We start from the raw sequence: 24,261 nt of genomic DNA, 5'->3' as shown, positions 1-24,261 counted from the left end.
TTATATGATTTTAGGAAAAATAAACTATGGATAAATTTAGCGTATGCTTTGGACGGAAGATTGTGCAATGAAAGCATAGTCAATCTGTAAAAAATAAAAAATGGGCAAGCAACCTTTATCGCACCGCTACAACCTTCTACCCTTGCTTCGTTCCCGCCCTGGGGGAGTTCAAAGGGAGCTGATCGTAAAGGACTTGCCCACTGCAAATGTAGCAAAAGAGTTCAGTCTACAAAAACGAAATCAAGAAATAATTGAGGTTTTTTATTGAAAATTTTATAATAGATTGAATTTTAGCGGATTGTAGTTGAATAAAAATTCATTTTAATTCGATATTTAGTGAAATAACCTTCGAATTTGAGCTCAAAAGCCGTTTTTTTTCATTCTTTTGCAAGCTTAAAAACGGAAGAAATAAGAGGTTTTTTAGTTCAAATCTTCTTATTCAGGAGAACAATTAATGCGCTAATGCAAAATTATTCTAAATAATGTGATTGTGTAATTGGCAAAAATAAGTTGTATTTTTTGTTAAATTCATAATGTAAAGGGTCTCAAATTACACTGTTATTTATTTTTCGCAAAAAAAAAAATGTCAATATGGCAAATAAACGGGGAAATTATTATCTTAGTGTTTCGAATACATTAAGATATGGAACAAATAGAAGAAAATCAGGGCTTATACAATTCAAGCTTTGAGCACGATGCTTGCGGTATTGGTTTTGTTGCCCACGTAAAAGGACGTAAGTCACAGCAAATAATTTCTGATGCTATTACGATATTAGAGAATCTTGACCATCGGGGAGCTTGCGGCGCCGAGATTAACACTGGTGATGGTGCCGGGATTATGATACAGGTTCCACATGAATTTTTATATGACGAGTGCCTCAAAATCGGATTCAGCTTAAATCAGTCTGGCGACTATGGTGTAGGAATGTTATTCCTGCCAAAAGATGTGAGAGCGCGCGAAGAATGCCGGGAAGTAATTTATCGTGCTGCTGAAAAACTGGACCTTGAAATATTAGGGTTTAGAAAAGTAAATACCAATACTGAAGGTATTGGAGATATGGCGCTATCAGTAGAGCCAGAAATGGAGCAAGTATTTGTAGCGAGACCTGACCAGATCGCTGCCGGTGCTGACTTCGAACGTAAACTATATGTATTCAAAAATTACCTTACTAAAACTATTCTGAATACAGTTAATGGAATTAAAGCTGATTTTTATATCGCTTCTTTTTCTTCTCGTACTATAGTATATAAAGGTCAGCTGACCTCCATGCAGCTCCGTACTTATTTCACAGAACTCAGCGATAAAAGAGTTGTCTCGGCTTTTGGATTAATCCATTCCAGGTTTGCAACCAATACATTTCCTTCCTGGAGATTAGCACAACCTTTCCGTTATATCGCCCACAATGGCGAGATTAACACCTTACAAGGTTTTAAACTGGTTCCGTGCAAGTGTAAAATCTTTTGCATCGAGCTACTTTACTGCCGAAGAATTAAATATTCTGTTGCCAGTAATCGACGAAACACAGTCTGATTCTGGTTGTCTGGATAATATTATAGAGTTATTACTGCATGCGGGCCGTTCTTTGCCACATGTATTAATGATGCTGATACCAGAGGCCTGGGATGGAAATGACGATATGGACGAGCTTAAACAGGCTTTCTATAAATTCCATGCGACTTTAATGGAGCCCTGGGATGGGCCTGCGGCTATCGCATTTACAGATGGTAATCTGATTGGTGCAACTTTAGACAGAAACGGATTAAGACCATCAAGATATGCGATCACTAAAGATGACCGTGTAATTATGGCTTCCGAATCAGGTGTATTAGCTTTAGATCAAAGCCAGATCATTGAAAAAGGAAGATTAACACCAGGGAAAATGTTCGTGGTGGATATGGAACAGGGTAGAATTATCAGCGATGATGAGGAATCAAAACGGTAGTTTGCAGCCGTCGTCCATATGCAGATTGGTTAAATCAATACCAGATCCGTCTGGAAGAGTTATCTGATCCAAGAGTTGTATTTACTGGACTTTCGCAAGAGTCTATGTTTAAATATCAGCAGGTATTTGGCTATAGCAGAGAAGATATTGATTTGATCTTAAAACCAATGGCTATAGAGGCAAAAGAGCCGATAGGGTCAATGGGTACTGATATTCCATTAGCAGTTTTATCTCAGAAACCGCAGCATCTTTCTTCTTATTTTAAACAGTTGTTTGCGCAGGTGACTAATCCGCCAATTGATCCGATCAGGGAAAAGGTAGTAATGAGTCTTGCCGGATTTATGGGTAATAATGGAAATCTTTTAGAAGAACATGCCATGCAGTGCCATTGTGTTGGTATTAAACATCCGATATTAACAAATCCTGAATTAGAGAAAGTAAGAAGTATTGATACCGGGGTTTTCCAGTCTAAAACTCTGCAGACTTATTTCAGAGCAGATGGTAAACCGGGTTCGCTTGCTAAAGGTTTAGAGCGTTTATGCCGTTATGCGGTTGATGCGGTAGAGGATGGTTTCCAGGTGATCGTTTTATCTGACCGTGCATTAGATTCTGAACATGCTGCAATTCCTTCTTTAATGGCGGTATCTGCTGTGCATCACCATTTGATCCGTAAAGGTCATCGTGGTGCTGTAGGGATTGTAGTTGAAGCTGGAGATGTATGGGAAGTTCATCATTTCGCTTGTTTAATTGGCTTTGGTGCAACTGCTGTAAATCCTTACCTGGCATTGGAGACTATTTCAGGTTTTGAGGCAGAAAGTGGTTTGAAAGCAGAAAAACTTATTCAGAACTATATATATGCTGTGAATAGCGGTTTATTGAAAATATTCTCTAAAATGGGTATTTCAACTTTACAATCTTATCATGGCGCACAGATATTTGAAATATTAGGTATCCATAAAAGTGTAGTGGATAGTTATTTCAGCGGTGCAGTTTCAAGAATTGGCGGTTTAGGTCTGGATGAAATTGCCAGAGAAGCTTTAATTAAACATAGTCGTGTATTTGGTAAATCTACACGTCCTGATATGTTACTGCCTACCGGTGGTAATTATAAATGGAGAAGAAAAGGAGAGCAGCATTTGTTTAATCCTCAAACGATCCATTTATTACAGAATGCAACACGTAAAAATGATTATAACGTTTACAAACAATATAGTAAACTGGTTAATGAGCAGACTAAACAGGCATATACGATACGCGGTTTATTTGAATTCAACTATAACCGTGCACCCGTTTCATTAACTGAGGTTGAACCTGTTGAGGCTATCTTAAAACGTTTTGCTACCGGGGCGATGTCTTTCGGGTCTATTTCGCATGAAGCGCATTCAACCTTAGCAATTGCAATGAACCGTATAGGCGGAAAAAGTAATACTGGTGAAGGTGGTGAGGATGAGTTGAGATATGAACTCCTGCCTAATGGCGATTCTATGGCTCGTCTATTAAGCAGATTGCTTCTGCACGTTTTGGGGTGACAAGTAATTACCTGACTAATGCAGATGAGTTACAGATAAAAATGGCTCAGGGAGCAAAACCTGGTGAAGGTGGACAGTTACCCGGACATAAAGTTGATGACTGGATTGCAAAAGTACGTCACGCCACACCTGGTGTAGGCTTGATTTCTCCGCCTCCGCATCATGATATTTATTCTATTGAAGATTTAGCACAGCTGATTTTTGATCTGAAGAATGCAAACAGAGCTGCCAGAATCAATGTGAAACTGGTTTCTAAAGCTGGCGTAGGTACAATTGCAGCTGGTGTGGCGAAAGCACATGCTGATGTAATCTTAGTATCTGGTTTTGATGGAGGTACAGGTGCTTCACCATTGACTTCTATTCAGCATGCTGGTTTGCCATGGGAACTTGGGTTAGCTGAAGCGCATCAGACTTTGGTTAAAAACCGTCTGCGAAGCAGGGTTGTTTTACAAAACTGATGGTCAGTTGAAAACGGGAAGGGATATTGCTATTGCAGCTTTATTAGGTGCTGAAGAATGGGGTGTGGCAACTGCTGCATTAGTTACTTCGGGTTGTATTATGATGAGAAAGTGTCATTTGAATACTTGTCCGGTAGGGGTAGCTACGCAAGATCCGGATTTGAGAAAGCTGTTTACCGGTGATCCGGATCATGTGGTTAACCTTTTCCATTTCCTTGCAGAAGAGCTTCGTGAAACGATGGCTGAATTAGGTTTCAGAACGGTTGAAGAAATGGTTGGTCAGGCAGATGCATTGAGTTTACGTGCGATTGATGAGGCGGACTGGAAATTGAAGAACCTTGACCTTTCTGCTATTTTATATAAAGCACCGGATAATGGATTGAGTTTATATAATACAGAGCAACAGGATCATGGTATCAGTGAGGTACTTGATCATCAATTGATTGCTGCTTCTCAGCCTGCTTTATTAAATAAAGAGCCAGTTTTTAAAGAGTTTGAAAGTTAAAAATACGGACCGTGCGATTGGTACAATGCTATCAAACGAAGTGTCTAAAATTTATAAGGGAACGGGACTACCTCCTGATACGATCAATTTTAAATTCCATGGTTCAGCGGGACAGAGTTTTGGTGCTTTTGCAGCAAGAGGGATTTCGCTTGAATTAGAAGGAGAAGGTAATGATTATGTTGGTAAAGGGCTTTCAGGAGCGCGTTTGTCTGTCTATCCTTTCCGTGAAGTAACTTATGTACCGGAACAGAATATCATTATTGGTAATGTGGCTTTGTATGGCGCTACTTCGGGCGAGTTATTCGCAAGGGGTTTGGCTGGTGAGCGTTTTGCAGTAAGAAATTCTGGTGCTACAGCTGTAGTGGAAGGTTTGGGTGATCATGGTTGTGAATATATGACTGGCGGAGAGGTGCTTGTTCTGGGAAATACGGGCAGCAACTTTGCTGCTGGTATGAGCGGAGGGGTAGCCTGGATTTACGACGTAAACGGTGATTTCCCTAATAAATGTAATAAGGAAATGGTCGATCTTGATCCTTTGAATGAGGATGATGAGTTGCGGATTAATAACTTATTGAAAAAACATATTCAATTGACAGGAAGTAAATTAGCTGAGTTTATATTAAGTGATTGGGCAACACAGTCTGCTCATTTTATTAAAGTATTCCCTAAAGAATACAAAGCGGTTTTATTAAAAAGAAGTAATAAAGTTAAGACATCATAATTATGGGAAAAGTAACCGGATTTTTAGAGTATGAAAGAACTGCTCCTGTAAAACAAGATGCGAAAACGCGTTTAGAACATTATAATGAATTTGTTGTCGCATTTGAGCAGGATCAGGTCAAACAAGAGGCTGCACGCTGTATGGATTGCGGCGTTCCATTTTGCCAGTCGGGCTGTCCGCTGGGAAATGTAATCCCTGAATTCAATGAAGCTGTATATAAAGCAGAATGGGAGATAGCTGCTAATATATTATTGAGTACCAATAACTTTCCTGAATTTACAGGGAGGATTTGCCCTGCTCCATGTGAGTCTGCCTGTGTATTGGGTATTAACAAATCGCCTGTGTCAATTGAAGATATAGAGAAGCATATTATTGAAATTGCTTTTTCTAAAGGATATATTAAAGCTGAACCACCTTTGATCCGCAGTGGTAAAAAAGTAGCCGTAATTGGCTCTGGCCCGGCAGGACTGGCAGCAGCAGCTCAGTTAAATAAAGCTGGTCATGAGGTGGTTGTTTATGAGCGTGATGATACGCCGGGAGGCTTATTGAATTATGGTATTCCTGATTTTAAATTACAGAAAGATGTCGTAACCAGAAGGATTAGCCTGATGGAAAAAGAGGGGATAGAATTTAAGTGTAATTCAAATGTAGGAGTCAATGTTGAACTGAATACTTTATTGAGAGAATATCAGTCCATTGTTTTGGCTGGTGGTTCTACGATACCACGTGATTTAAATGTTACTGGCAGGGCTGCCAAAGGGGTTCATTATGCAATGGATTTCTTAAAGCAGCAGAATAAAAGGGTTCGTAATTTCAGTATTGATCAGGAACAGATTTTGGCTACTGGAAAAGATGTCATTGTAATCGGTGGTGGAGATACCGGATCGGACTGTATTGGTACTTCAAATCGCCAGGGAGCAAAATCTGTTACACAATTTGAAATCATGCCTATGCCTGCTCAGCAGCGTACAGAAAATATGCCTTGGCCATCTTATCCAATGCTGCTTAAGGTGACAAGCTCACATGAGGAAGGGTGTGACAGAGCCTGGGGTGTGAATACCAAAGAGTTTATTGCAGATGAAAATGGTGTGCTTAAAGCTTTAAAAGTGGTGGATGTGGAGTGGGAAATTGATGCGGCCGGCCGTCCAGTAAATTTCAAAGAGATTGAAGGTACAACCCGCGATCTGCCTTGTCAGCTGGTTTTATTAGCCATGGGATTTTTATATCCGCAGAAAGAAGGTCTAATTGAGAAATTGGGAGTTGAACTGGATAGCAGGGGAATGTAAAAGCCGAAGAGGGCAAGTATCAAACTAATATAGCCAAGATCTTTGTAGCTGGTGATATGAGAAGAGGGCAGTCTTTAGTCGTTTGGGCGATATCTGAGGGGAGAGAAGCTGCGAGAAAAGTAGATGAATATCTGATGGGATCGAGTAAACTCGCTACTAAAGATGGTATCCCATATGCATAGGGAACAATAACAAACAATTTATCTAACCATAAATGAAGCCGTCGCATATTTTATTATGGGCGGCTTTTTTATTTGCAATTAATTTTTGTTTAAATAGTTAATAGTTTTGTTTAATTTAGAGTTGTATTTATTATTTTAAAGACACTTTTTAACGATTTCAAATGAAAAAAAATTATCTATTATCTTTATTGTTGATGTTCATAACGGTAATTATGCTTAGTTCCTGCAAGAAAAGCGACATTGCTTATGAAAATGATTTTGACAGGAGTCAAAAATCCTGGACAAGTTTCAAAGCATCATCTAACAATTCTTATCGCTACAAAGTAAGTGGTTCTTCCTGGACAGGAGGCAGTAGTGAAAGTGTTATTTCGGTAAAAGAGGGTAAAGTGACCGGGCGTTCTTTTTTGTCCAGGACGACCACTAATAAGCCAGGGGAGATTGTTGTCCGTGAAGAGTGGATTGAAGACCAAAGTAACATCAACACGCATCAGGGAGGTTATGTAGCTATTACTTTGGATGAGGTATACCAAAAAGCAAAAACTGAATGGTTACTGAAAAGAAAAGATGCTGATACTTATTTTGAAACAAATAACAATGGGATGATCTCTTCTTGTGGATATATTAGCAAGAATTGTATGGATGATTGTTTTAGAGGGATTACAATAGAATTTATTGAAAAAATATAATCCCTCTATTGTCAATAAATAGTTACAACCTTAGTTTGGCATAGAAATCCCATAAAACGATTCCTGCGGAGATCACAATGTTAAAGGAATGTTTAGTGCCAAACTGAGGTATTTCAATACTTTATCAATTTCTGCCATTACTTCATCACTTACTCCGTTAACCTCGTTTCCAAAGATCAATGCATATTTTTTAGCCTGATCTGGTATAAAAGTGTTTAACATAATGCTGTCTACTGCCTGTTCAATAGCTATAATTTCGTAGCCGTCTTTTCTTAATGCTCTGATTGCATCCAGCGTTTCGTCAAAATGTGTCCAGGCAACGGATTGTGTTGCTCCAATAGCTGTTTTCTCAATTTCACGGTGCGGTGGCTGAGCTGTAATCCCGCAAAGGATGATTTTTTCTATAGCAAAACCATCCGCTGTCCTGAAAGCAGAGCCCACATTGTTCATGCTGCGCACATTATCCAGTATTACAACTACCGGTAGTTTATCCTGTTCTTTAAATTCCTCTATACCTACACGGTTTAATTCAGTTGTCTTTAATTTCTGCATGGCGCAAAAATAGAATTAAATTGTGGTAGCTCCATTTCCAATTTTACTGATATATACATCTGGCGCATAACCAATGTGTTCAGTGTAATATGTGGTGAGTTTTTCTCTGAAATCTGCTTCTGCATCTTTTTTAAGAAGAGCTATTGCACAGCCGCCAAACCCGGCACCTGTCATTCTTGCGCCTGTAACATCAGGATAGGTTGCGCAAAAATCTACGACTGTATCCAGTTCTTTGCCTGTCACTTCATATAAATCTTTCAGTGATTGGTGCGATGCATACATTAAACGGCCAAACTCTTCCAGATCACCACTGTTTAGTGCTTTTGCAGCAAGATTTACTCTGTCATTCTCTTTAATGACGTGAGTTGCACGTTTCAATATGGTTTCATCCTTAATCAGATGACTGTGCAGGACAAATTTATCAGCACTCAATTCACACAGGTTATTCAATGTGATTTCCTCGTTCAGAGCCTTTAATGCAGCCTGACATTCAGCTACTCTTTCATTGTATTTTGATTCAGCAAGTTCCCTTGGTTTATTGGTATTAATGATTGTCAGGACGTGATCACAAGGTTGTTGCAGTCTACAATTTTATATTTCAGCGTATCACAGTTCAATACAATTGCTTTATCCTTTTCTCCGAAAGCAACAGCAAACTGATCCATAATGCCACTGTTAACACCTATAAACTCATTTTCTACTTTTTGAGCTAATTTGACCAGTGCCAGACGATCGTAATCCAGACCAAGATAAGCAGTCAGCGCATAAGCCGTTACGACTTCTATAGAGGCAGATGATGATAAGCCTGATCCAACCGGGATATTTCCAGCATATAAAAGGTCAAAGCCCACCGGGACCTGAAAGTTCTTCAGGATTTCATTAAAGACCCCTAATGGGTAGTTATACCAGGTTGTACCTTCTTTTTTATAGCTTGGTTGTAAAGGAATAACGGCTTCTTCCGGGAAATTCAGGCTCTTGAAGCGGATCACCTGATCAGTATTAGGAGCGAGGCAAAGCCATGTACCCAGGGTAATTGCACAAGGTAAAACTAAACCTCCGTTATAATCAATGTGTTCACCGATCAGATTTACACGACCGGGAGTGAAATAAGTTGCCGCTGGTTGCTGGCCGTAGGTATCAAAGAATTTACTGGATAGTTCAGATTTCATTAGTATGTACTGTTTTGTGGTTTGGTTGATCAATGAAATGACATTAAGTTCAAAAAACAATTTAATACTGATTAAATGTTGTAATCAGTTTAAAATTTGCTGGTATTATTTGTAGTATTGTTAAGTAAATATCGACTAATATACGTTTTATGAAAGAAAATCAAATTAGCACCGGGCGATTTATTGATGGAAAAGAAATCTTCGCGGTAGAGCTTACCAACAGCCTTGGCAGCAAGGTTAAAATATATAATTATGGTGCTATTGTCAGTGAGTTTATTATAACCAATGCAAAGGGCGAAAAACAGGATGTAATCTTAGGCTTTGATGATATCGATGGTTATCTGAATGAGGATTATCTTGCTGATTACCCTTATCTGGGAGTTGTTGTTGGTCGTTATTCTAACAGGATTAAAGATGGGAAATATAGTATTGATGGGGTAGCTTATCAAATGGAAAAAGGCCTGCATGGCGGGATATCTGGTTTCGACAAAAAGGTATGGGACATCTTGCCTACAGTGGATCCAAGTTTGACGCTGCAATATATAAGCCCGGATGGTGAAGAGAGTTTTCCTGGTAATCTAACTTTACAGCTGACTTTTAAGCTGTCTGATACTGATGAACTGATTCTGGACTATAAAGCATTTACGGATGCGCCTACGGCTATTAACCTTACACATCACACTTATTTTAATTTGAATAAGAATGGCGGAAATATAGGGGGTCATCAGCTTAGAATGCCTGCCAGCAATTACCTGGAGCAGGATGCTGATTATGTGGTAACAGGCAGGTTAACTCCTGTAGCTGGGACAAGTCATGACTTTTTGGGTGGTAAAGCGATCGGACAGGATTGGGATCCGGGAGAGGGGTATGATCAGAGTTTTGTACTGGATAAGCCATATGGAGAATTAGGATTGGCCTGCGAAACTACCGAAGCAACTTCGGGATTAAAGCTGGAAGTATATACTACAGAACCTGTAGCGCATTTTTATACAGCTAAATACTTAAATACTGTTATTGGTAAAGGTGGAAAGTCTTATGGCCCGTTTGAAGCTTTCTGTGTAGAGACCCAGCATTATCCGAACAGCGTTAATGTTCCTTCATTTCCTACAACGATTTTGAGACCGGGAGAGACTTATTTGCAGACTACAATTTTTAAAGTAAGTCATTAAATCAAAAGTATTAATCAGAACAAAAATAAGCGATCATGGATAAGTTGAAAATTATCAGTGCTACAGTAAGACCGGGTAGAAAAGGGCCTCTTGTAGCGGACTGGATTGCTTAAATAGCAAAGAAATCCGGCACTTTTGAAGTCGAATTAATAGACTTAGGTATATTGAGTTTGCCTTTAATGGATGAAATCAATCATCCTGCTATGCACTTCACAGAATTGATCAATGAGACGATGTTTTCGTTCCACATGAACGTTCTGAAAGAGCTGCATTGGCAATGCTAAAAGAATTAGTACGATGGACGAAGGGGTTGAAATTAATCAAGGCAGACGTATAAATTAGAATACAATGAAGGTAGATATTTGGTCGGATGTGAACTGTCCGTTTTGTTATATAGGTAAAAGAAAGTTTGAACTGGCGTTAGAACAGTTTGAATATAAAGATCAGGTAGAGGTAGAATGGCATAGCTTTGAGCTGGACCCAAATGCGGAAACCAGACCAGGGTTAAATGCTTATGATTATCTGGCTGAGAAAAAAGGACAAACCAGAGAATGGTCGGTGCAAATGCATGAACAGGTAATTGGTGCAGCAGCTGAGGTTGGTTTAAAGTTTGATTTTGATCGGGTTGTAATTGCTAATTCCTTTAATGCACATAGGTTGATTCAGTTAGCTAAGTCTAAAGGTCTTGATAATGAGATTGAGGAACAGTTATTTATTGCGCACTTTACGGAGGGTAAAAATATTGATGATCATGCAGTTTTAATAGAAACAGGTAAGACTGCCGGATTAGCGCAGGCTGAAATTGAAACTTTGCTGACAGGAGATACTTTTACTAATGAAGTGCGCGCTGATGAACAAATTGCACAGCAAATTGGCATTAGTGGAGTTCCGTTCTTTATTATTAACCAGAAATTAGCGGTTTCAGGTGCACAACCTCCTGAGACTTTTTTAGGCGCATTGGAGCAGGCATGGACTACAAGTCAAACAGAAGTCTAAATAATGAATAGACTTTTTAAAAAATATACATTGGTATTGCAGCTGGGTTTCTGTGTTGCAATACCAATTAAATCAGTTGCACAAGGTGGTTTATCTCCTGATAATCCGATACAGAAGATTGATAACAGGATAATGATTGATCTTTCTGAACACAGAACTGAGCAGAAAACGGATTTTTTCATGTTCTTATCAAAATATAATAACCTTGTTAATGTGGCGGTTCCCGCAGCAGGTATATTCGCTGCTGGTGTAATCGATAATGATAAAGGGGCTCGTCAGAATGCGCTTTATATTGCCAGTAGTTCGGCTGTGAATTTGCTGCTGACCATGGTGATTAAGAAAATCGTAAAACGGCCAAGGCCATTTCTAGGACAGGTCAAAATTAGTGCAGTTTATTATCCGGGCCAGACTTCCTTTCCTTCGGGACATACTTCTTCTTCTTTCACAACCGCTACTGCCTTATCGCAAGTCTATCATAAGTGGTATATCATTGCCCCTGCATATTTATGGGCTGGTTCTGTTGGCTATTCGAGAATGTATCTGGGGGTTCATTATCCTTCGGATGTGGCTGCCGGTGCGTTAATTGGTACAGGTTCAGCACTTTCTATGAAGTTTTTGAGGCCTTCTAATTAGTTAAATAGAAGGATTCTAAACAATCTGATCAGGGATTTCCTATATTCGCACCAATTTTAATCGAATATGAAGAAAATGATACCCGTTCTGGTCGCATTATGCTGCTTATCTGCTGGTTATGCAGAAGCGCAAAATGATACCACAAAAAATCTAAATGAAGTGATGGTCAGAGAGAATCGCCTGAAACTTCCATTCTCTAAACAAAACCGTAATATATGGATCATTGATAATCAGCAAATCAAGAATTTGCCTTCAAGGTCAATTAGTGAATTGCTGAGTTATGTAACTGGTGTTGATGTTCGCCAGCGCGGACCTGGTGGGGTGCAGGCTGATATCAGCATAGATGGCGGAACTTTTGACCAGACCCTGGTATTGATCAATGGGGTTAAGGTTTCAGATCCTCAAACGGGTCATAATATGATGAATTTGCCAATCTCTATGGATGATATTGATCATATCGAAGTATTGAGAGGATCAGCATCCCGTATTTATGGCACAAATGCTTTAACAGGGGCAATTAATATTGTAACTAAAGCTGTGACCAGAACTGGTGTTTCTGCAAATGTTTTTACGGGAAGCAGTTTTAAGAAAGATGAAGTAAGTGGTGATACTTATGCAAATTACGGAATCCGCGCTACCGGGACACTGGCGCTTAAAGAATCAAGTCATCTTTTCTCTGCCGGACAGGAAGCCGGGAGCGGATACCGTTACAATACGGCTTTCAATAACCAGAAGTTCTTTTATGAAGGAAAGGTTAATGTAGGGAAAAGTGATCAGCTGGACATCACAGGTGGGTATATTCATAATAAGTTTGGGGCTAATGGTTATTATTCTTCTCCGGGAGATAAAGAGGCCGAAGAAACAGTGAAAACCGCTCTTGCGGCTATTGCCTATAAAACACAGCTGACTTCTTTCTGGACTTTAATGCCAAGATTGAGTTACAGAAACAATGTCGATGACTATCTTTATATCAAACAAAGTCCTGATAAATTCCACAACCATCATGTTACGCAGGTCTTAAGTGCTGAACTGAACAATAGTTTTCAGACAGAAATTGGTGAGTTCGGTTTAGGTCTTGAAGCCAGAAAAGAGAAAAATAATAGTACTAACCTTGGAAAAAGGAACAGAGATAATGCTGGTATTTACGGAGAGTATAAGTTTGATCTGGTTAAAAACTTACTTGTAAACGTTGGCAGTTATGTGAATTATAACTCTGACTATGGATGGCAGGCTTTTCCTGGTATTGATGCAGGGTACACATTTTACGGTAACTGGAAGATTTTTGTGAATGTTGGAACAGGACAACGTTTACCAACTTTTACGGATCTTTACTATAAAGGGCCAACAAATATCGGTAATGATCAGTTACAACCAGAAAAATCACGTTATGCTGAGGGAGGGATTAAATATAACTCGGCACACTTTGTGTTAAATGCGAGTTTGTTTAAACGCAGAATTACTAATTTTATTGACTGGGTAAAGGATAAGACTACTGATCCCTGGCAGCCGAAGAATTTCAGCGAACTCAATACAATGGGTTATACGCTTAGTGCTGATTATAACACTGGTATTTTAGAAAATGCTGTTGTTCTCAATAGCCTGAGATTTGGTCTGGCATATATACTTATCTTGATCCTAAAGTGAAAACAACATTAGCTGAAGCTAATATTTCCCGCTATGCTGTAGAATCTTTGAAGAACCAATTTACTGCAACTGTAAATGCTGAGTTTCTGAAAGTGATGGCTTTAACTGTGACAGCCAGGTATTGTGAACGGATCAGCTATAAGGATTACACAGTAATGGATGCAAGACTGAGCTATAAATTAAAACGGAGCAGTATTTATGCCGATGCATCAAATATATTTGATGTTAACTTTATTCAGGCAGGAGCGGTTCCTATGCCGGGTGTGTGGGCAACTCTGGGTTATAAAATAGCGTTATAATATTTTTATTCATTTCTTAATCTATGGTAAGATGCAGCAAGATTATAGGTGGTAAATTTGTATAACAAACAAAAGGAATAAGAATATGGCACAAACAGTTTTACATTCTGCAGCCTCAAGAGGCGGAGCAGATCATGGATGGTTAAAAAGTTATCACACTTTTAGCTTTGCAAGCTACTATAATCCTGAAAGAGTCAATTTTGGTGCATTAAGAGTTTTAAATGATGATTCGGTAGCAGGAGGAAGAGGTTTTGGTGAGCATCCGCATGATAATATGGAAATCATTTCTATCCCTTTATCCGGAGCATTAGAACATAAAGATAGTATGGGTAATATTGGTACGATCGAGCCTGGAGAAATTCAGGTAATGAGTGCCGGAACTGGAATATACCATACTGAATACAATAAGAATAAAGATGAGACGGTTAAGTTTTTGCAAATCTGGGTTTTTCCAAACAAAAGAAATGTAGAACCAAGATATGATCAGGTAAAAATCAGTACACCTGAAAAACCAAATACATTGGTACAGATTCTGTCACCGAATCCTGATGATGCAGGTGTATGGATTCACCAGGACGCATGGTTTAACTTAGGTAAACTGGAAAAAGGAAGTCAGGTAGACTATACTTTTCAGAAAAAAGGCAATGGTGCATACATTTTTGTTTTAGAGGGAGATATCGAAGTTAATGGCCAGGTTTTGACCACAAGAGATGGTTTTGGAATTTGGGATACTGATAGCTTTTCTATCAAAGCATCTTCAGCCGCCGGGTTCTTAATTATGGATGTTCCAATGGAATTCTAATGAGAAATGATCTGACGGAGATATTGGTAGTAGGTAAGCATAAGGATATTTTACAAACTGTACTCCGGTTATTAAATACACAAACCTCATGGCATGCAGAAGGTGTTTCGGAATGTGAAGAGGCAATTGCCAAGTGTAAATCGCATTTTTACCAGGTACTATTGCTTGGTGGCGGGTTGACGGATCAGGAAGAAGCAAGACTTAAAACCGAGGTCAGGCTGATACATCCGGCAATACACATCATTCCGCATTATGGCGGTGGAAGTGGATTGCTTTATGCAGAAATCTATATGGCTCTGGGAACAGATGATAAAAAAAAACCGGCTGTAGAGCCGGTTTTTTTTATTTCTTATTCTAACCTGTTAATTGAAATTAAGCGTTTTCAATTTCATCTTTTATGTCATGTGCTTTGTTTTTGATATCTTCTTTAGCATCACTGAATCTAGATTTTACTGTTTCTACAGCTCTGTCTTTTAAATCAGCCAGTTCATCAGCTCCGTTTTGCAGCTTTTCACCGTAAGTTTGATATTGGTTTTTTGCAGTGTCGGCTAATTGATCCGCACTGTTCTTTAATTTCTCTTTGTAAGTCAGTAGTTTATCTTTCGCATTATCTGCTAGATCTTTTGTTTTATCTGACAATAAATTCCTGGTCTCTGATCCGCTGCCTGGTGCAAATAATATACCTAAGGCAGCTCCAACTGCTAATCCAGCTAATAAAGCTACAACAACAGGAGTTTTATCAGTTTGCTTGCCCAGGTGGTCATTAATTAATTTTTTGTAATCCATGGTAATTAGTTTTTTATGATTAACGTTGTTGAATTCAAGTCGGTAAGCAATAAGCAATAAGCAATATATTTTGTTATTATGCTTACGGGGATTACTGTTCAAAAACCAGTCCATTTTGAATATTTGAAAAAAAATAATTGATATAAGCGATGTTTTGATGAAAATATTATAAAAAGAAGCGACCCTCTGTTTAATCAGAAGGCCGCTTTTTTATGTAAAATATTAATTCTGTGAGACCGTAGATTTTCTAACCGTTTCAATGGATAACACACCGTCTCCTTCAATCAGGAAGCAAATTAACCCAACCAAAACCAGGCATGAAAGCCAGAATTCTGAATAAGGCCTGAATATCTGCTGTTGTGGTAAGTTCACGTAGAAAACTGCTACTATTAATATTGGAATAATTAGCAGGCAGAAAAGACGGGTGTGTGTCCCTAAAGCGATTAACAAACCGCCTATGATATGAAGTGCTATAATCAAATGCGCTAACAAACTAATAGTTACAGCTGTACCTAATCCTGAGTTTTCCATGAGGACTGTGAAAGCATGCAGATTGAGCGCAAATGCTACTCCTTTCCAATCAGTGTAATGCCTAAAGCTATTCTCAGATAGTCCAGCCATTTCGGATGGTGGTGATCACCCCAATCCTGAATTTTTGATATTAGGTTCATCATGTTGTTATAATTTGGTTATATGAATATAAGAAATAATCTGTTGTATATCAAGGATAAAGAAGATAATTGGCGGGAATTTCAACGCGGTATTATTATATCTGATACCAGATTAAATTAATAAATTTGCATTCTTATAAATTTCCAGATCAAATGATAGAGCCAACATTATATTACGAAACCATCAACAGGAATGCAATCCTGATCAAAGCGAAGAAACCATTTTATGACTGGATCAACTATGTAGACCCTGAATTTCCGGTAGTTGACAATGATGAAGGTACTGTCTACCTGATTAAAGAGCAGAAAACAAAAGCCAAAATCGAAAGCTGGTTAAAAAAGAACTTTGACCAATTGTTTAAAAATGAGCTGAATGACTTCCATACGGACGAAAATGACTGGCCTCAGAAACGTACTTATAAAGTTTTCCAGGAATGGTTTACAATTGAGATATCATCTATGATGGTTGACCTTCAGGATACTGACATTGTAAAAAGTTAAGCGATTCGATTATCCTTTCTTTAATTCGCTTAACAATCGTTATTATTGAAATATGAACTCCAAAGATCAGCTAAATCCGGAACAGCAGCGCCTCACCAGTCATTATAACAAAGAAACCAACTGGCTTAAGTGGGGCCCTTATGTCTCTGATCGTCAATGGGGAACCGTGCGTGAGGATTATAGCTATAATGGAGAGGTATGGGATTATACCACACATGATATGGCCAGAAGTAAAGCCTATCGATGGGGAGAGGAAGGAATAGGCGGTTTTAGTGACGATCAGCAAATTTTATGTGCGGGACTTGCACTGTGGAATGGTAAAGATGCAATTCTTAAGGAACGGTTATTTGGTCTGACCAACGGGCAGGGAAACCACGGAGAGGATGTAAAAGAGCTGTATTATCATTTAGATAGCAGTCCTACACACAGCTATATGAAAATGCTGTATAAATATCCTTTTTCTGCATTTCCTTATGAGTCATTGATCAGCGAAAATGCCAGACGTGATAAAACGCAGCCGGAATTTGAGCTGATTGATACAGGATTGTTTGATCACGATGAATATGGAGATGTTTTTATTGAATATGCCAAGAACAAAGAAGAGGATCTACTGATTAAGTATACTGTATTTAACAGGAGTGGCACTGCAATTACATTAGATGTAATTCCTCAGCTTTGGTACCGTAACACCTGGTTTGACGGGCAGCATGGTGTAAAACCAGAAATCTTAAACCAGGGTAATCAGACTTTACTTTTACGATCAGATAAAATCGGTGATTATCATTGTTATACAGATGGTAATCCGAAGTTTTTATTTACTGATAATGAAAGCAATAATCAACGTTTATATCTAGCTGAAAATCTTAGTCATTATGTAAAAGACGGGATTAATGAATATATATCGTCAATGAAATCAGGAGACTGTTAATGCTGATAATATAGGTACAAAAGTAGGGATATGGCATCATTTATCTATTCCTGCCGGGGAGAGCAGTGTGATCAGAATCAGGCTTAGTAAAGATAAAGTAACTATGCCATTCCGTGATTTTGATGATATATTCGCTTTGCGGATTCAGGAAACTGATACTTTTTATGCTGGAAAACAGCTGAATACTGATGATGCGGATGAAAAAAATATGCAGCGCCAGGCATGGGCCGGAATGTTTTGGAATAAACAGTTCTACAGTTATGATGTAAACAGGTGGTTGATTGGAGATACGGGGCAACCTGTACCACCAAAGCAAAGAAAAACTGGAAGAAACTCACATTGGAAACACTTTGTTGCCAATGATATTCTGTCAATGCCCGATAAATGGGAATATCCATGGTTTGCGGCATGGGATCTGGCTTTTCACTGTATCAGCTTTGCACCTTTAGACCCTGATTTTGCGAAAGATCAGCTCCGTTTAATGGTAAGTGCTAATTATATGCATCCCAGTGGACAATTGCCGGCTTATGAATGGGACTTTGGAGATGTAAATCCTCCTGTTCATGCAATGGCTACCTGGCATGTATATCTAGCAGATAAAGCTGTGAAAGGAAAAGGGGATATTAATTTTCTAGTGGAAATTTTTAATAAGCTTTTACTCAATTTTACCTGGTGGGTAAATCAGAAAGATAGTGAAGGAAATAATATTTTTGAAGGAGGGTTTCTTGGTCTTGATAATATAGGCGTATTTAACCGAAGTCAGCCGGTACCTGGTGGTGGTTTTCTGGAACAGGCAGATGGTACAAGCTGGATGGCCATGTATGCGTTGAATATGATGCAAATCAGTATGGAACTTTCTTTGCATTTTGATGTATTTGAAAGTATGGCTATCAAATTCTCTGAACACTTTTTATATATCGCGGGTTCAATTTCCAATATGGGAGAAGATTCTTGTGGTTTATGGGATGAAGAGGATGGATGGATTTTATTATGATATGCTGAGAAGACCTGACGGAACAGCGGATCGTCTTCGTTTAAGAAGCCTGGTAGGTCTTATCCCAATGTTTGCTCAGGTAGTATTTGATGAAGGTAAATGGGGTAAATTGCCAAAACTGAAAGAGCGTTTGGAGTGGTTTATGCTGCAAAGACCTGATTTAGTACAGTTGGTTAGTCATTGGACTGATACCAAAGGCAGCGATCAGCATTTACTTTCTTTGCTGCGCGGACACCGCATGAAGTTATTGCTGAAACGTATGCTGGATCCAAATGAGTTCCTTTCTGATTTTGGTATTCGTTCTGTATCTAAAGCATATTGTGCCTATCCTTTTAATTATCAGTTGGATGGCATGGATTATACGGTCAAATATATTCCGGCCGAGAGTGATTCCGGGATGTTTGGCGGAAATAGTAACTGGCGTGGTCCGATGTGGATGCCTGTGAATTATTTGATTATTGAATCACTTAAGAATTTCCAGGAGGAATATTATACTGATGATTTTAAAGTGGAATGCCCTACGGGCTCCGGCCAGTTTTTAAGTCTTAAAGAAATTGCTGCTTTATTGAGTAAAAGATTGAAATGTATCTTTATGAAGAATGAAGCTGGTGAACGACCCGTATCGGGTGGGAACCCTAAGTTTAACCATGACCCGCATTTTAAAGACTATATATTATTCCATGAATATTTTAATGGAGATAATGGCAAAGGGCTTGGAGCCAGTCATCAAACTGGCTGGACAGGTTTAATTGCACTTCTTTAATCTGGAAGCTGTTTCAAACAGCTTTTTAATTCTTTATTTCTTAATCGCTTTTATTCTTAAATAATTATGGCTGTTGCCTATAAAAAAATCGTTGTTAAAATCGGTTCGAATGTACTTACCAGGCCAGATGGTCTGCCTGATCAGGCAAGAATTGAACATCTGGTTTCTCAAATCGCTGCACTTAAAAATGCTGGTATCACGGTAGTCCTTATTTCTTCTGGCGCAGTTGCTGCCGGCCGAAGCATGATTACGTTATCCGAGAAACAGGACGCTGTAGCGGCCAGGCAGCTTTTAGCGTCTATCGGTCAGATCAAACTGATTAATACTTACCTGTCATTATTTGAAAAACAGCAAATGCTGTGTTCCCAGGTACTGGTAACTAAAGAAGATTTTCGTGACCGGAAGCATTATTTAAATATCAAAAACTGTCTGTCAATCTTATTGAAACACAAAGTGATTCCGATTATCAATGAAAATGATGTCGTATCTGTTACTGAACTGATGTTTACTGACAACGATGAATTAGCTGGTCTGGTTGCCTCTATGCTTGAAGCCGATGCATTGATTATCCTTTCTAACGTAAATGGTATTTATAATGGAGATCCAAAATCTCCGGACTCTAGTATTATACAGCAAATTAAAAGGGATGATCAGATTGGTTCTTTTATTAATACTGCTAAATCTGGTTTAGGCAGAGGCGGGATGGTCACTAAACTGGGGATGGCCCAAAAAGTGGCTAAGCTGGGTATCCCGGTTCACATAGCGAACGGAACGCGAAACAATATTTTAACTGATTTAATAGCGCAAAAGGTAGATCATACTTATTTTGTGCCTGAAAAGAATACTTCGGGAAAGAAAAAATGGATTGCGCATTCTGAGCATTCAGCTACAGGAAGCGTCCAGCTTAACAAAGGTGCTGCTGATGCTTTGGTTTCCGGCCAGGCACGCAGTTTATTACCTGTTGGAATAACAGGAGTATTATCTCCGTTTCAAAAAGGTGATATTATCCGGTTGCTGGATGAAAATGAGAAACTGATTGGTTTAGGAATAGCGGACTATGGATCAGATAAAGCGAAAGAAAGAATAGGACAAAAGGGACATAAATCTTTGGTTCATTATAATTATTTTTATGCAGTCAGCTAATATGCTGAATACCTGCTGGATAAGCGGGTTCTAAATTGAAAAAAATGGGATATCAGTTATATTTTGAAAATGCCTTAAAAGCAAGCGTACTTTATGCCGCCTGGATCAGTTAGTGGTCAATGAAATTTTGAGAGATCTGGCTGCTCATGTGAAGTTATTTGCTGAAGATATATTGTTTGCTAATGATTTGGATTTGAAGCGGATGTCTGCCGAAGATCCTAAATATGACCGGTTAAAGCTGACCAGGGAAAGACTTGGTGATATCGCGCAGGAAATATTGAATGTTGCAAAACTGGAAAGCCCGCTTGCCGAAGTCATAGAAGCTAATACACTTCCAAATGGGTTGCAGTTATCAAAAATCAGGGTTCCTTTGGGCGTTATAGGCGTGATCTATGAGGCAAGACCAAATGTGACACTCGATGTTTTTTCTCTATGCTTTAAAACAGGAAATGTAGCCGTGTTAAAAGGAGGGAGCGATGCTGAGTTTTCTAACCAGGCTTTGATTAAAGTCATTCACCAGGTATTGCTTAAACATGGTGTAGATATTCATTCGGCTGTTTTATTACCTTCAGAACGTGAAGCTACTGCTGCACTTTTAAATGCAACAGGGTTTGTAGACGTATTAATTCCAAGAGGAAGCCAGGCTTTGATTAATTATGTCCGCGAGCATAGCAATGTCCCGGTAATTGAAACAGGGGCAGGGATTGTTCATACTTATTTTGACTTGTCAGGGGATAAAGAAAAGGGAAAAGCAATTGTTTTTAATGCGAAAACCAGAAGAGTAAGTGTTTGTAATGCACTGGACTGCTTATTGATTCATGCTGAGCGGTTAAACGATCTTTATACACTTATTGAACAGCTTGCCACTAAATCTGTCCATATTTTCGCTGATGCTGATGCTTTTGCCGCGGTGAAAGGAGTGTATCCTGATCATTTACTCCACCATTCCAGTCCTGAAGACTTTGGGACCGAATTTCTGGATTATAAGATGGCTATTAAAACAGTTGAAGATCTGGAAGATGCTTTGGCGCATATCGCTGTTTATAGTTCTAAACATAGTGAAGCTATCATAGCTGAAGACGAAAAAACCAAATTGCTTGCTTCATTTCCTGAATGCAGTAGATGCTGCTGCGGTTTATGCAAATGCTTCAACGGCATTTACAGATGGGGGCCAATTTGGACTCGGTGCTGAAATTGGAATCAGTACACAAAAACTTCATGCAAGAGGGCCCATGGGACTCAAAGAATTGACAAGTTATAAATGGGTAGTCAGAGGTAACGGACAGATTCGTTGATTAATAGCATAATTTATTTTATAAAAAAGACCTGATTCTGACAATTCATTGTAAAATCCGGACTGGATGAATGCGGTTTTCAGGTTTTATCAGATATTGGTAAAAATATTACTTAATAAATTGAAATTTAGGACTCATTTCCCGGTCATTATATTAATTTTGCGACCGATATAAAGAGAATAAATTATCTATCCTTTCATGACCAGTAAAAGTCCTAATTCAGATAAAGCAGTTGATGTTGTGTTAATTGGCGCCGGTATTATGAGCGCAACGCTTGGTGTACTACTCAAAGAACTCTCCCCGGATTTAACGATACAAATTTTTGAACGGCTTGATGTAGCGGCCGCTGAAAGTTCAGACGCATGGAATAATGCCGGGACCGGGCATTCAGCTTTTTGCGAATTGAATTATACGCCTCAGTTAGAAGACGGTACGGTAGAAACTGAAAAAGCTGTTGCTATAGCAGAATCTTTTGAAGTATCGAAACAATTTTGGTCATTCCTGGTACAAAATAAATTAGTTAATTCTCCTGAAACATTCATTAAAAGTATTCCGCATATGAGTTTCGTATGGGGCGCAGATAATGTTGACTTTTTAAAAAAACGTTTTAATAATTTACAGCAATGTGAATTGTTTAAAGAGATGACCTATTCTGAAGATCCTAAACAGCTGGCTGAATGGATGCCTTTAGTGATGGAAGGAAGGAACGCTGATGAAAAAGTTGCTGCAACCAGGATGCTGCTTGGTACTGATGTGAATTTTGGTGCATTAACCAGGATGATGCTGAATACGCGCTTCAAGTAAGCCTAATGTAGCCATGGACTTCAATCAGGAAGTACGTAAACTGAAACAGAAGGATGGTTTCTGGGAAGTGAAAGTGAAGGATGAAGAAACCGGCAAAAGAAAAACAGTGAAAGCAAAATTTGTTTTTATTGGTGCTGGTGGCGGATCTCTTCCATTATTGGAGAAATCTGATATCCCTGAAGGTAAAGGTTTTGGTGGTTTCCCTGTTAGCGGACAATGGTTAAAATGTATCAATCCGGCTGTGATTGAACATCATCATGCTAAAGTATATGGTAAAGCGTCAGTCGGGGCGCCTCCAATGTCAGTCCCTCACCTGGATACCAGGATGATAGATGGTAAAAAAGCATTGCTTTTTGGCCCATATGCGGGATTTTCTACACGTTTTCTGAAAAACGGATCGTTACTTGACCTTCCTTTGTCTATTAAAGCAAATAATATCCGTCCAATGATTGCAGCTGGTCTGGATAACCTTCCTTTAACCAAATACTTAATTGTCAGGTCAGACAGTCACCCGAAGACCGTATGGAGGCGCTGAGAGAATATCTTCCGGCAGCTGAAATGAAAGACTGGGAGCTTGAGACTGCTGGTCAGCGTGTACAGGTTATCAAAAAAGATGAAAAACATGGTGGAATACTTGAGTTCGGTACAGAAGTAGTTTCTGCCGGAGATGGTTCAATTGCGGCTTTATTAGGTGCATCACCTGGTGCTTCAACTGCAGTGTCTATTATGATCAGCTTAATGAAGCGTTGTTTCAAAGATGAGATGGCTAGTGATGAATGGAAAGCTAAATTAAAGCAGATGATCCCTTCTTATGGTAATAGCCTGAGTGCTGATGCTCAGCTTTGCAAAAATATTCGTGCGCAAACTACACATGCACTTAACCTACAAATTACTGAGTAGGCTGATGTTTCCATCGTCTATGACTCCATAACCAGTAAGCAGGCTCTTCTTGTATTAGTTTTTCTAATAAACGGGTATGCTTCTGGGTTATTTCATTAATAGGGGTTTCGGCTGGATTAAGACAAATCGGGATACATTCAACTTGATAATATCCTTTTTTCAAACTAGTCAGTTTAACATAAAATATTGGTCTGTTGGTTTTTATAGCGATCTTCTCCATTCCTTGTTGTACTGAAGTCTGCTGGTTTAAAAAAGTCATCCAAAAATGAGATTCACTTTTTGGCGGGGCCTGATCATTGCCGAATAAAAATGCTGTCGGTGTATCTTTATGTGCTGTGATAGCTCTTAAGGTTTGTCTCATCGGTACTACCTTATTACCAAATCTTGTTCTGATCCGTTGAAACCAATTATCAAATACTTTATTTGACAAGGGTTTATAAATAGAATAACAATCGCAATTCAGGACCAGACCCATTGATATTGCTCCCCATTCCCAGTTTCCATAATGACCAGAACAGGCAAGGATACTTTCTCCTCGTTCAAAATACGAATTGATTAATTCTATGTTTTTGAATATGAAGTATTTTTATATTTGTTTCTCTGAAATGGTTGACATTTTAATGATTTCAAAGATTAATCCCGAAAGATATTTATAATAATTCTTTTCTATCCTTTTGATCTCTTCTTCGCTTTTTTCAGGAAAGGAATTTTTCAGATTAATTCTGACTACATCCCTGCGGTATCCAACCACATAATATAGAATTCCATAGATCAGCATGGAAAATGCATAAAGTACTGGTAAGGGTACTAAAGAGATCAGATATATAAAGAATATTCCGATATAGGAGAAGGCCTTATTTAACATTCATTAAGATTAGGGTGCAAATTTAAATTTTTTAAGC

At 38.8% G+C, this 24,261-nt stretch carries 24 protein-coding genes, 1 other RNA gene and 5 pseudogenes; 23 read left to right on the top strand and 7 right to left on the bottom strand.

Annotated elements, in window-relative coordinates:
* Positions 1-99: 99 nt before the first annotated feature.
* Positions 100-199, bottom strand: an RNA gene (ffs, locus tag ACWYN3_RS09515) — signal recognition particle sRNA small type.
* 444 nt (positions 200-643) lie between these two features.
* Here ffs and ACWYN3_RS09510 point away from each other — a divergent pair.
* The 8 genes and pseudogenes from ACWYN3_RS09510 to ACWYN3_RS09475 all read left to right on the top strand — a co-directional run.
* Positions 644-1,369 (top strand): annotated as a pseudogene (locus tag ACWYN3_RS09510) (glutamate synthase subunit alpha); the annotation flags it as partial.
* Between the two features lie 34 nt (positions 1,370-1,403).
* Positions 1,404-1,943 carry a hypothetical protein gene (locus tag ACWYN3_RS09505; protein WP_456220934.1) on the top strand — a complete coding sequence of 180 codons (540 nt, stop codon included), beginning with the start codon at positions 1,404-1,406 and terminating at the stop codon, positions 1,941-1,943.
* A gap of 104 nt (positions 1,944-2,047) precedes the next feature.
* Positions 2,048-3,472, top strand: a complete 1,425-nt coding sequence (locus ACWYN3_RS09500) for a glutamate synthase central domain-containing protein (protein WP_456220933.1) — start codon at positions 2,048-2,050, stop codon at positions 3,470-3,472.
* Entirely contained in the window at positions 3,469-3,930 is a 462-nt protein-coding gene (locus ACWYN3_RS09495) for a glutamate synthase-related protein (protein WP_456220932.1), read from the top strand. The genes ACWYN3_RS09500 and ACWYN3_RS09495 overlap by 4 nt, the downstream gene beginning before the upstream one ends.
* On the top strand, positions 3,914-4,435 hold the full coding sequence (locus tag ACWYN3_RS09490; protein WP_456220931.1) for a glutamate synthase-related protein: 522 nt from the start codon (positions 3,914-3,916) through the stop codon (positions 4,433-4,435). Before ACWYN3_RS09495 ends, ACWYN3_RS09490 begins: the two co-directional genes overlap by 17 nt.
* A 25-nt stretch (positions 4,436-4,460) precedes the next feature.
* On the top strand, positions 4,461-5,156 hold the full coding sequence (locus ACWYN3_RS09485) for a GltB/FmdC/FwdC-like GXGXG domain-containing protein (protein ID WP_456220930.1): 696 nt from the start codon (positions 4,461-4,463) through the stop codon (positions 5,154-5,156).
* A 2-nt stretch (positions 5,157-5,158) separates the two neighbouring features.
* Positions 5,159-6,624: pseudogene (locus ACWYN3_RS09480) on the top strand (glutamate synthase subunit beta).
* Between the two features lie 161 nt (positions 6,625-6,785).
* Positions 6,786-7,310, top strand: coding sequence for a hypothetical protein (locus ACWYN3_RS09475; protein ID WP_456220929.1), 525 nt, complete (start codon positions 6,786-6,788; stop codon positions 7,308-7,310).
* 22 nt (positions 7,311-7,332) lie between these two features.
* Here the strand turns inward: ACWYN3_RS09475 and ACWYN3_RS09470 are convergent.
* From ACWYN3_RS09470 to ACWYN3_RS09460, 3 genes and pseudogenes are all read right to left on the bottom strand, one after another.
* A pseudogene (locus tag ACWYN3_RS09470) lies at positions 7,333-7,862 on the bottom strand (RNA methyltransferase).
* Between the two features lie 15 nt (positions 7,863-7,877).
* Positions 7,878-8,312, bottom strand: a complete 435-nt coding sequence (locus ACWYN3_RS09465; RefSeq protein ID WP_456220928.1) for a hypothetical protein — start codon at positions 8,310-8,312, stop codon at positions 7,878-7,880.
* A gap of 104 nt (positions 8,313-8,416) precedes the next feature.
* Positions 8,417-9,031, bottom strand: a complete 615-nt coding sequence (locus tag ACWYN3_RS09460) for a galactokinase (protein WP_456220927.1) — start codon at positions 9,029-9,031, stop codon at positions 8,417-8,419.
* 149 nt (positions 9,032-9,180) lie between these two features.
* Between ACWYN3_RS09460 and ACWYN3_RS09455 the strand changes: the two genes are divergently transcribed.
* From ACWYN3_RS09455 to ACWYN3_RS09425, 7 genes are all read left to right on the top strand, one after another.
* Positions 9,181-10,200, top strand: coding sequence for an aldose epimerase family protein (locus ACWYN3_RS09455; protein ID WP_456220926.1), 1,020 nt, complete (start codon positions 9,181-9,183; stop codon positions 10,198-10,200).
* 348 nt (positions 10,201-10,548) lie between these two features.
* On the top strand, positions 10,549-11,196 hold the full coding sequence (locus tag ACWYN3_RS09450) for a DsbA family oxidoreductase (RefSeq protein WP_456220925.1): 648 nt from the start codon (positions 10,549-10,551) through the stop codon (positions 11,194-11,196).
* A gap of 3 nt (positions 11,197-11,199) precedes the next feature.
* A complete protein-coding gene (locus ACWYN3_RS09445) occupies positions 11,200-11,829 on the top strand; it encodes a phosphatase PAP2 family protein (RefSeq protein WP_456220924.1) in 630 nt (209 codons plus the stop codon).
* 66 nt (positions 11,830-11,895) lie between these two features.
* Positions 11,896-13,473, top strand: coding sequence for a TonB-dependent receptor plug domain-containing protein (locus ACWYN3_RS09440; protein ID WP_456220923.1), 1,578 nt, complete (start codon positions 11,896-11,898; stop codon positions 13,471-13,473).
* The gene (locus tag ACWYN3_RS09435) at positions 13,470-13,772 is read left to right on the top strand and encodes a hypothetical protein (RefSeq protein WP_456220922.1); all 303 of its coding nucleotides are present in this window, start codon (positions 13,470-13,472) and stop codon (positions 13,770-13,772) included. Before ACWYN3_RS09440 ends, ACWYN3_RS09435 begins: the two co-directional genes overlap by 4 nt.
* 85 nt (positions 13,773-13,857) lie before the next feature.
* The gene (locus ACWYN3_RS09430) at positions 13,858-14,574 is read left to right on the top strand and encodes a pirin family protein (RefSeq protein WP_456220921.1); all 717 of its coding nucleotides are present in this window, start codon (positions 13,858-13,860) and stop codon (positions 14,572-14,574) included.
* Positions 14,574-14,993 (top strand): hypothetical protein, encoded by a 420-nt coding sequence (locus ACWYN3_RS09425; RefSeq protein ID WP_456220920.1) that lies wholly within the window; start codon positions 14,574-14,576, stop codon positions 14,991-14,993. The genes ACWYN3_RS09430 and ACWYN3_RS09425 overlap by 1 nt, the downstream gene beginning before the upstream one ends.
* On the opposite strand, the gene ACWYN3_RS09420 is transcribed toward ACWYN3_RS09425, so the two are convergent.
* Complete coding sequence (locus ACWYN3_RS09420) at positions 14,947-15,360, bottom strand: YtxH domain-containing protein (protein ID WP_456220919.1); 414 nt, start codon at positions 15,358-15,360, stop codon at positions 14,947-14,949. The genes ACWYN3_RS09425 and ACWYN3_RS09420 overlap by 47 nt on opposite strands.
* Before the next feature lie 222 nt (positions 15,361-15,582).
* On the bottom strand, positions 15,583-15,891 hold the full coding sequence (locus ACWYN3_RS09415) for a DoxX family protein (RefSeq protein ID WP_456220918.1): 309 nt from the start codon (positions 15,889-15,891) through the stop codon (positions 15,583-15,585).
* A gap of 293 nt (positions 15,892-16,184) precedes the next feature.
* On the opposite strand from ACWYN3_RS09415, the gene ACWYN3_RS09410 reads away from it, so the two are divergent.
* The 8 genes and pseudogenes from ACWYN3_RS09410 to ACWYN3_RS09375 all read left to right on the top strand — a co-directional run bounded on the left by ACWYN3_RS09410 (position 16,185) and on the right by ACWYN3_RS09375 (position 23,359).
* The gene (locus ACWYN3_RS09410; RefSeq protein ID WP_456220917.1) at positions 16,185-16,532 is read left to right on the top strand and encodes a hypothetical protein; all 348 of its coding nucleotides are present in this window, start codon (positions 16,185-16,187) and stop codon (positions 16,530-16,532) included.
* Between the two features lie 52 nt (positions 16,533-16,584).
* Positions 16,585-17,460, top strand: a complete 876-nt coding sequence (locus tag ACWYN3_RS09405) for a hypothetical protein (protein WP_456220916.1) — start codon at positions 16,585-16,587, stop codon at positions 17,458-17,460.
* A 67-nt stretch (positions 17,461-17,527) separates the two neighbouring features.
* A complete protein-coding gene (locus tag ACWYN3_RS09400; RefSeq protein WP_456220915.1) occupies positions 17,528-18,454 on the top strand; it encodes an MGH1-like glycoside hydrolase domain-containing protein in 927 nt (308 codons plus the stop codon).
* Positions 18,426-19,217, top strand: coding sequence for an MGH1-like glycoside hydrolase domain-containing protein (locus tag ACWYN3_RS09395; RefSeq protein WP_456220914.1), 792 nt, complete (start codon positions 18,426-18,428; stop codon positions 19,215-19,217). The genes ACWYN3_RS09400 and ACWYN3_RS09395 overlap by 29 nt, the downstream gene beginning before the upstream one ends.
* 66 nt (positions 19,218-19,283) lie before the next feature.
* A complete protein-coding gene (gene proB, locus ACWYN3_RS09390) occupies positions 19,284-20,360 on the top strand; it encodes a glutamate 5-kinase (RefSeq protein WP_456220913.1) in 1,077 nt (358 codons plus the stop codon).
* 112 nt (positions 20,361-20,472) lie between these two features.
* The gene (locus ACWYN3_RS09385; protein WP_456220912.1) at positions 20,473-21,552 is read left to right on the top strand and encodes a glutamate-5-semialdehyde dehydrogenase; all 1,080 of its coding nucleotides are present in this window, start codon (positions 20,473-20,475) and stop codon (positions 21,550-21,552) included.
* A 301-nt stretch (positions 21,553-21,853) separates the two neighbouring features.
* On the top strand, positions 21,854-22,459 hold the full coding sequence (locus tag ACWYN3_RS09380; RefSeq protein WP_456220911.1) for a malate:quinone oxidoreductase: 606 nt from the start codon (positions 21,854-21,856) through the stop codon (positions 22,457-22,459).
* 13 nt (positions 22,460-22,472) lie between these two features.
* A pseudogene (locus ACWYN3_RS09375) lies at positions 22,473-23,359 on the top strand (malate:quinone oxidoreductase).
* Here ACWYN3_RS09375 and ACWYN3_RS09370 read toward each other — a convergent pair.
* A pseudogene (locus ACWYN3_RS09370) lies at positions 23,349-24,224 on the bottom strand (lysophospholipid acyltransferase family protein). The pseudogenes ACWYN3_RS09375 and ACWYN3_RS09370 sit on opposite strands and share 11 nt — an antisense overlap.
* Positions 24,225-24,261 lie beyond the last annotated feature (37 nt).

The organism is Pedobacter sp. NJ-S-72, from assembly GCF_053890575.1.
Note: the sequence above shows the minus strand (reverse complement) of the source record. Positions and strands in the feature narration are given on the sequence as shown.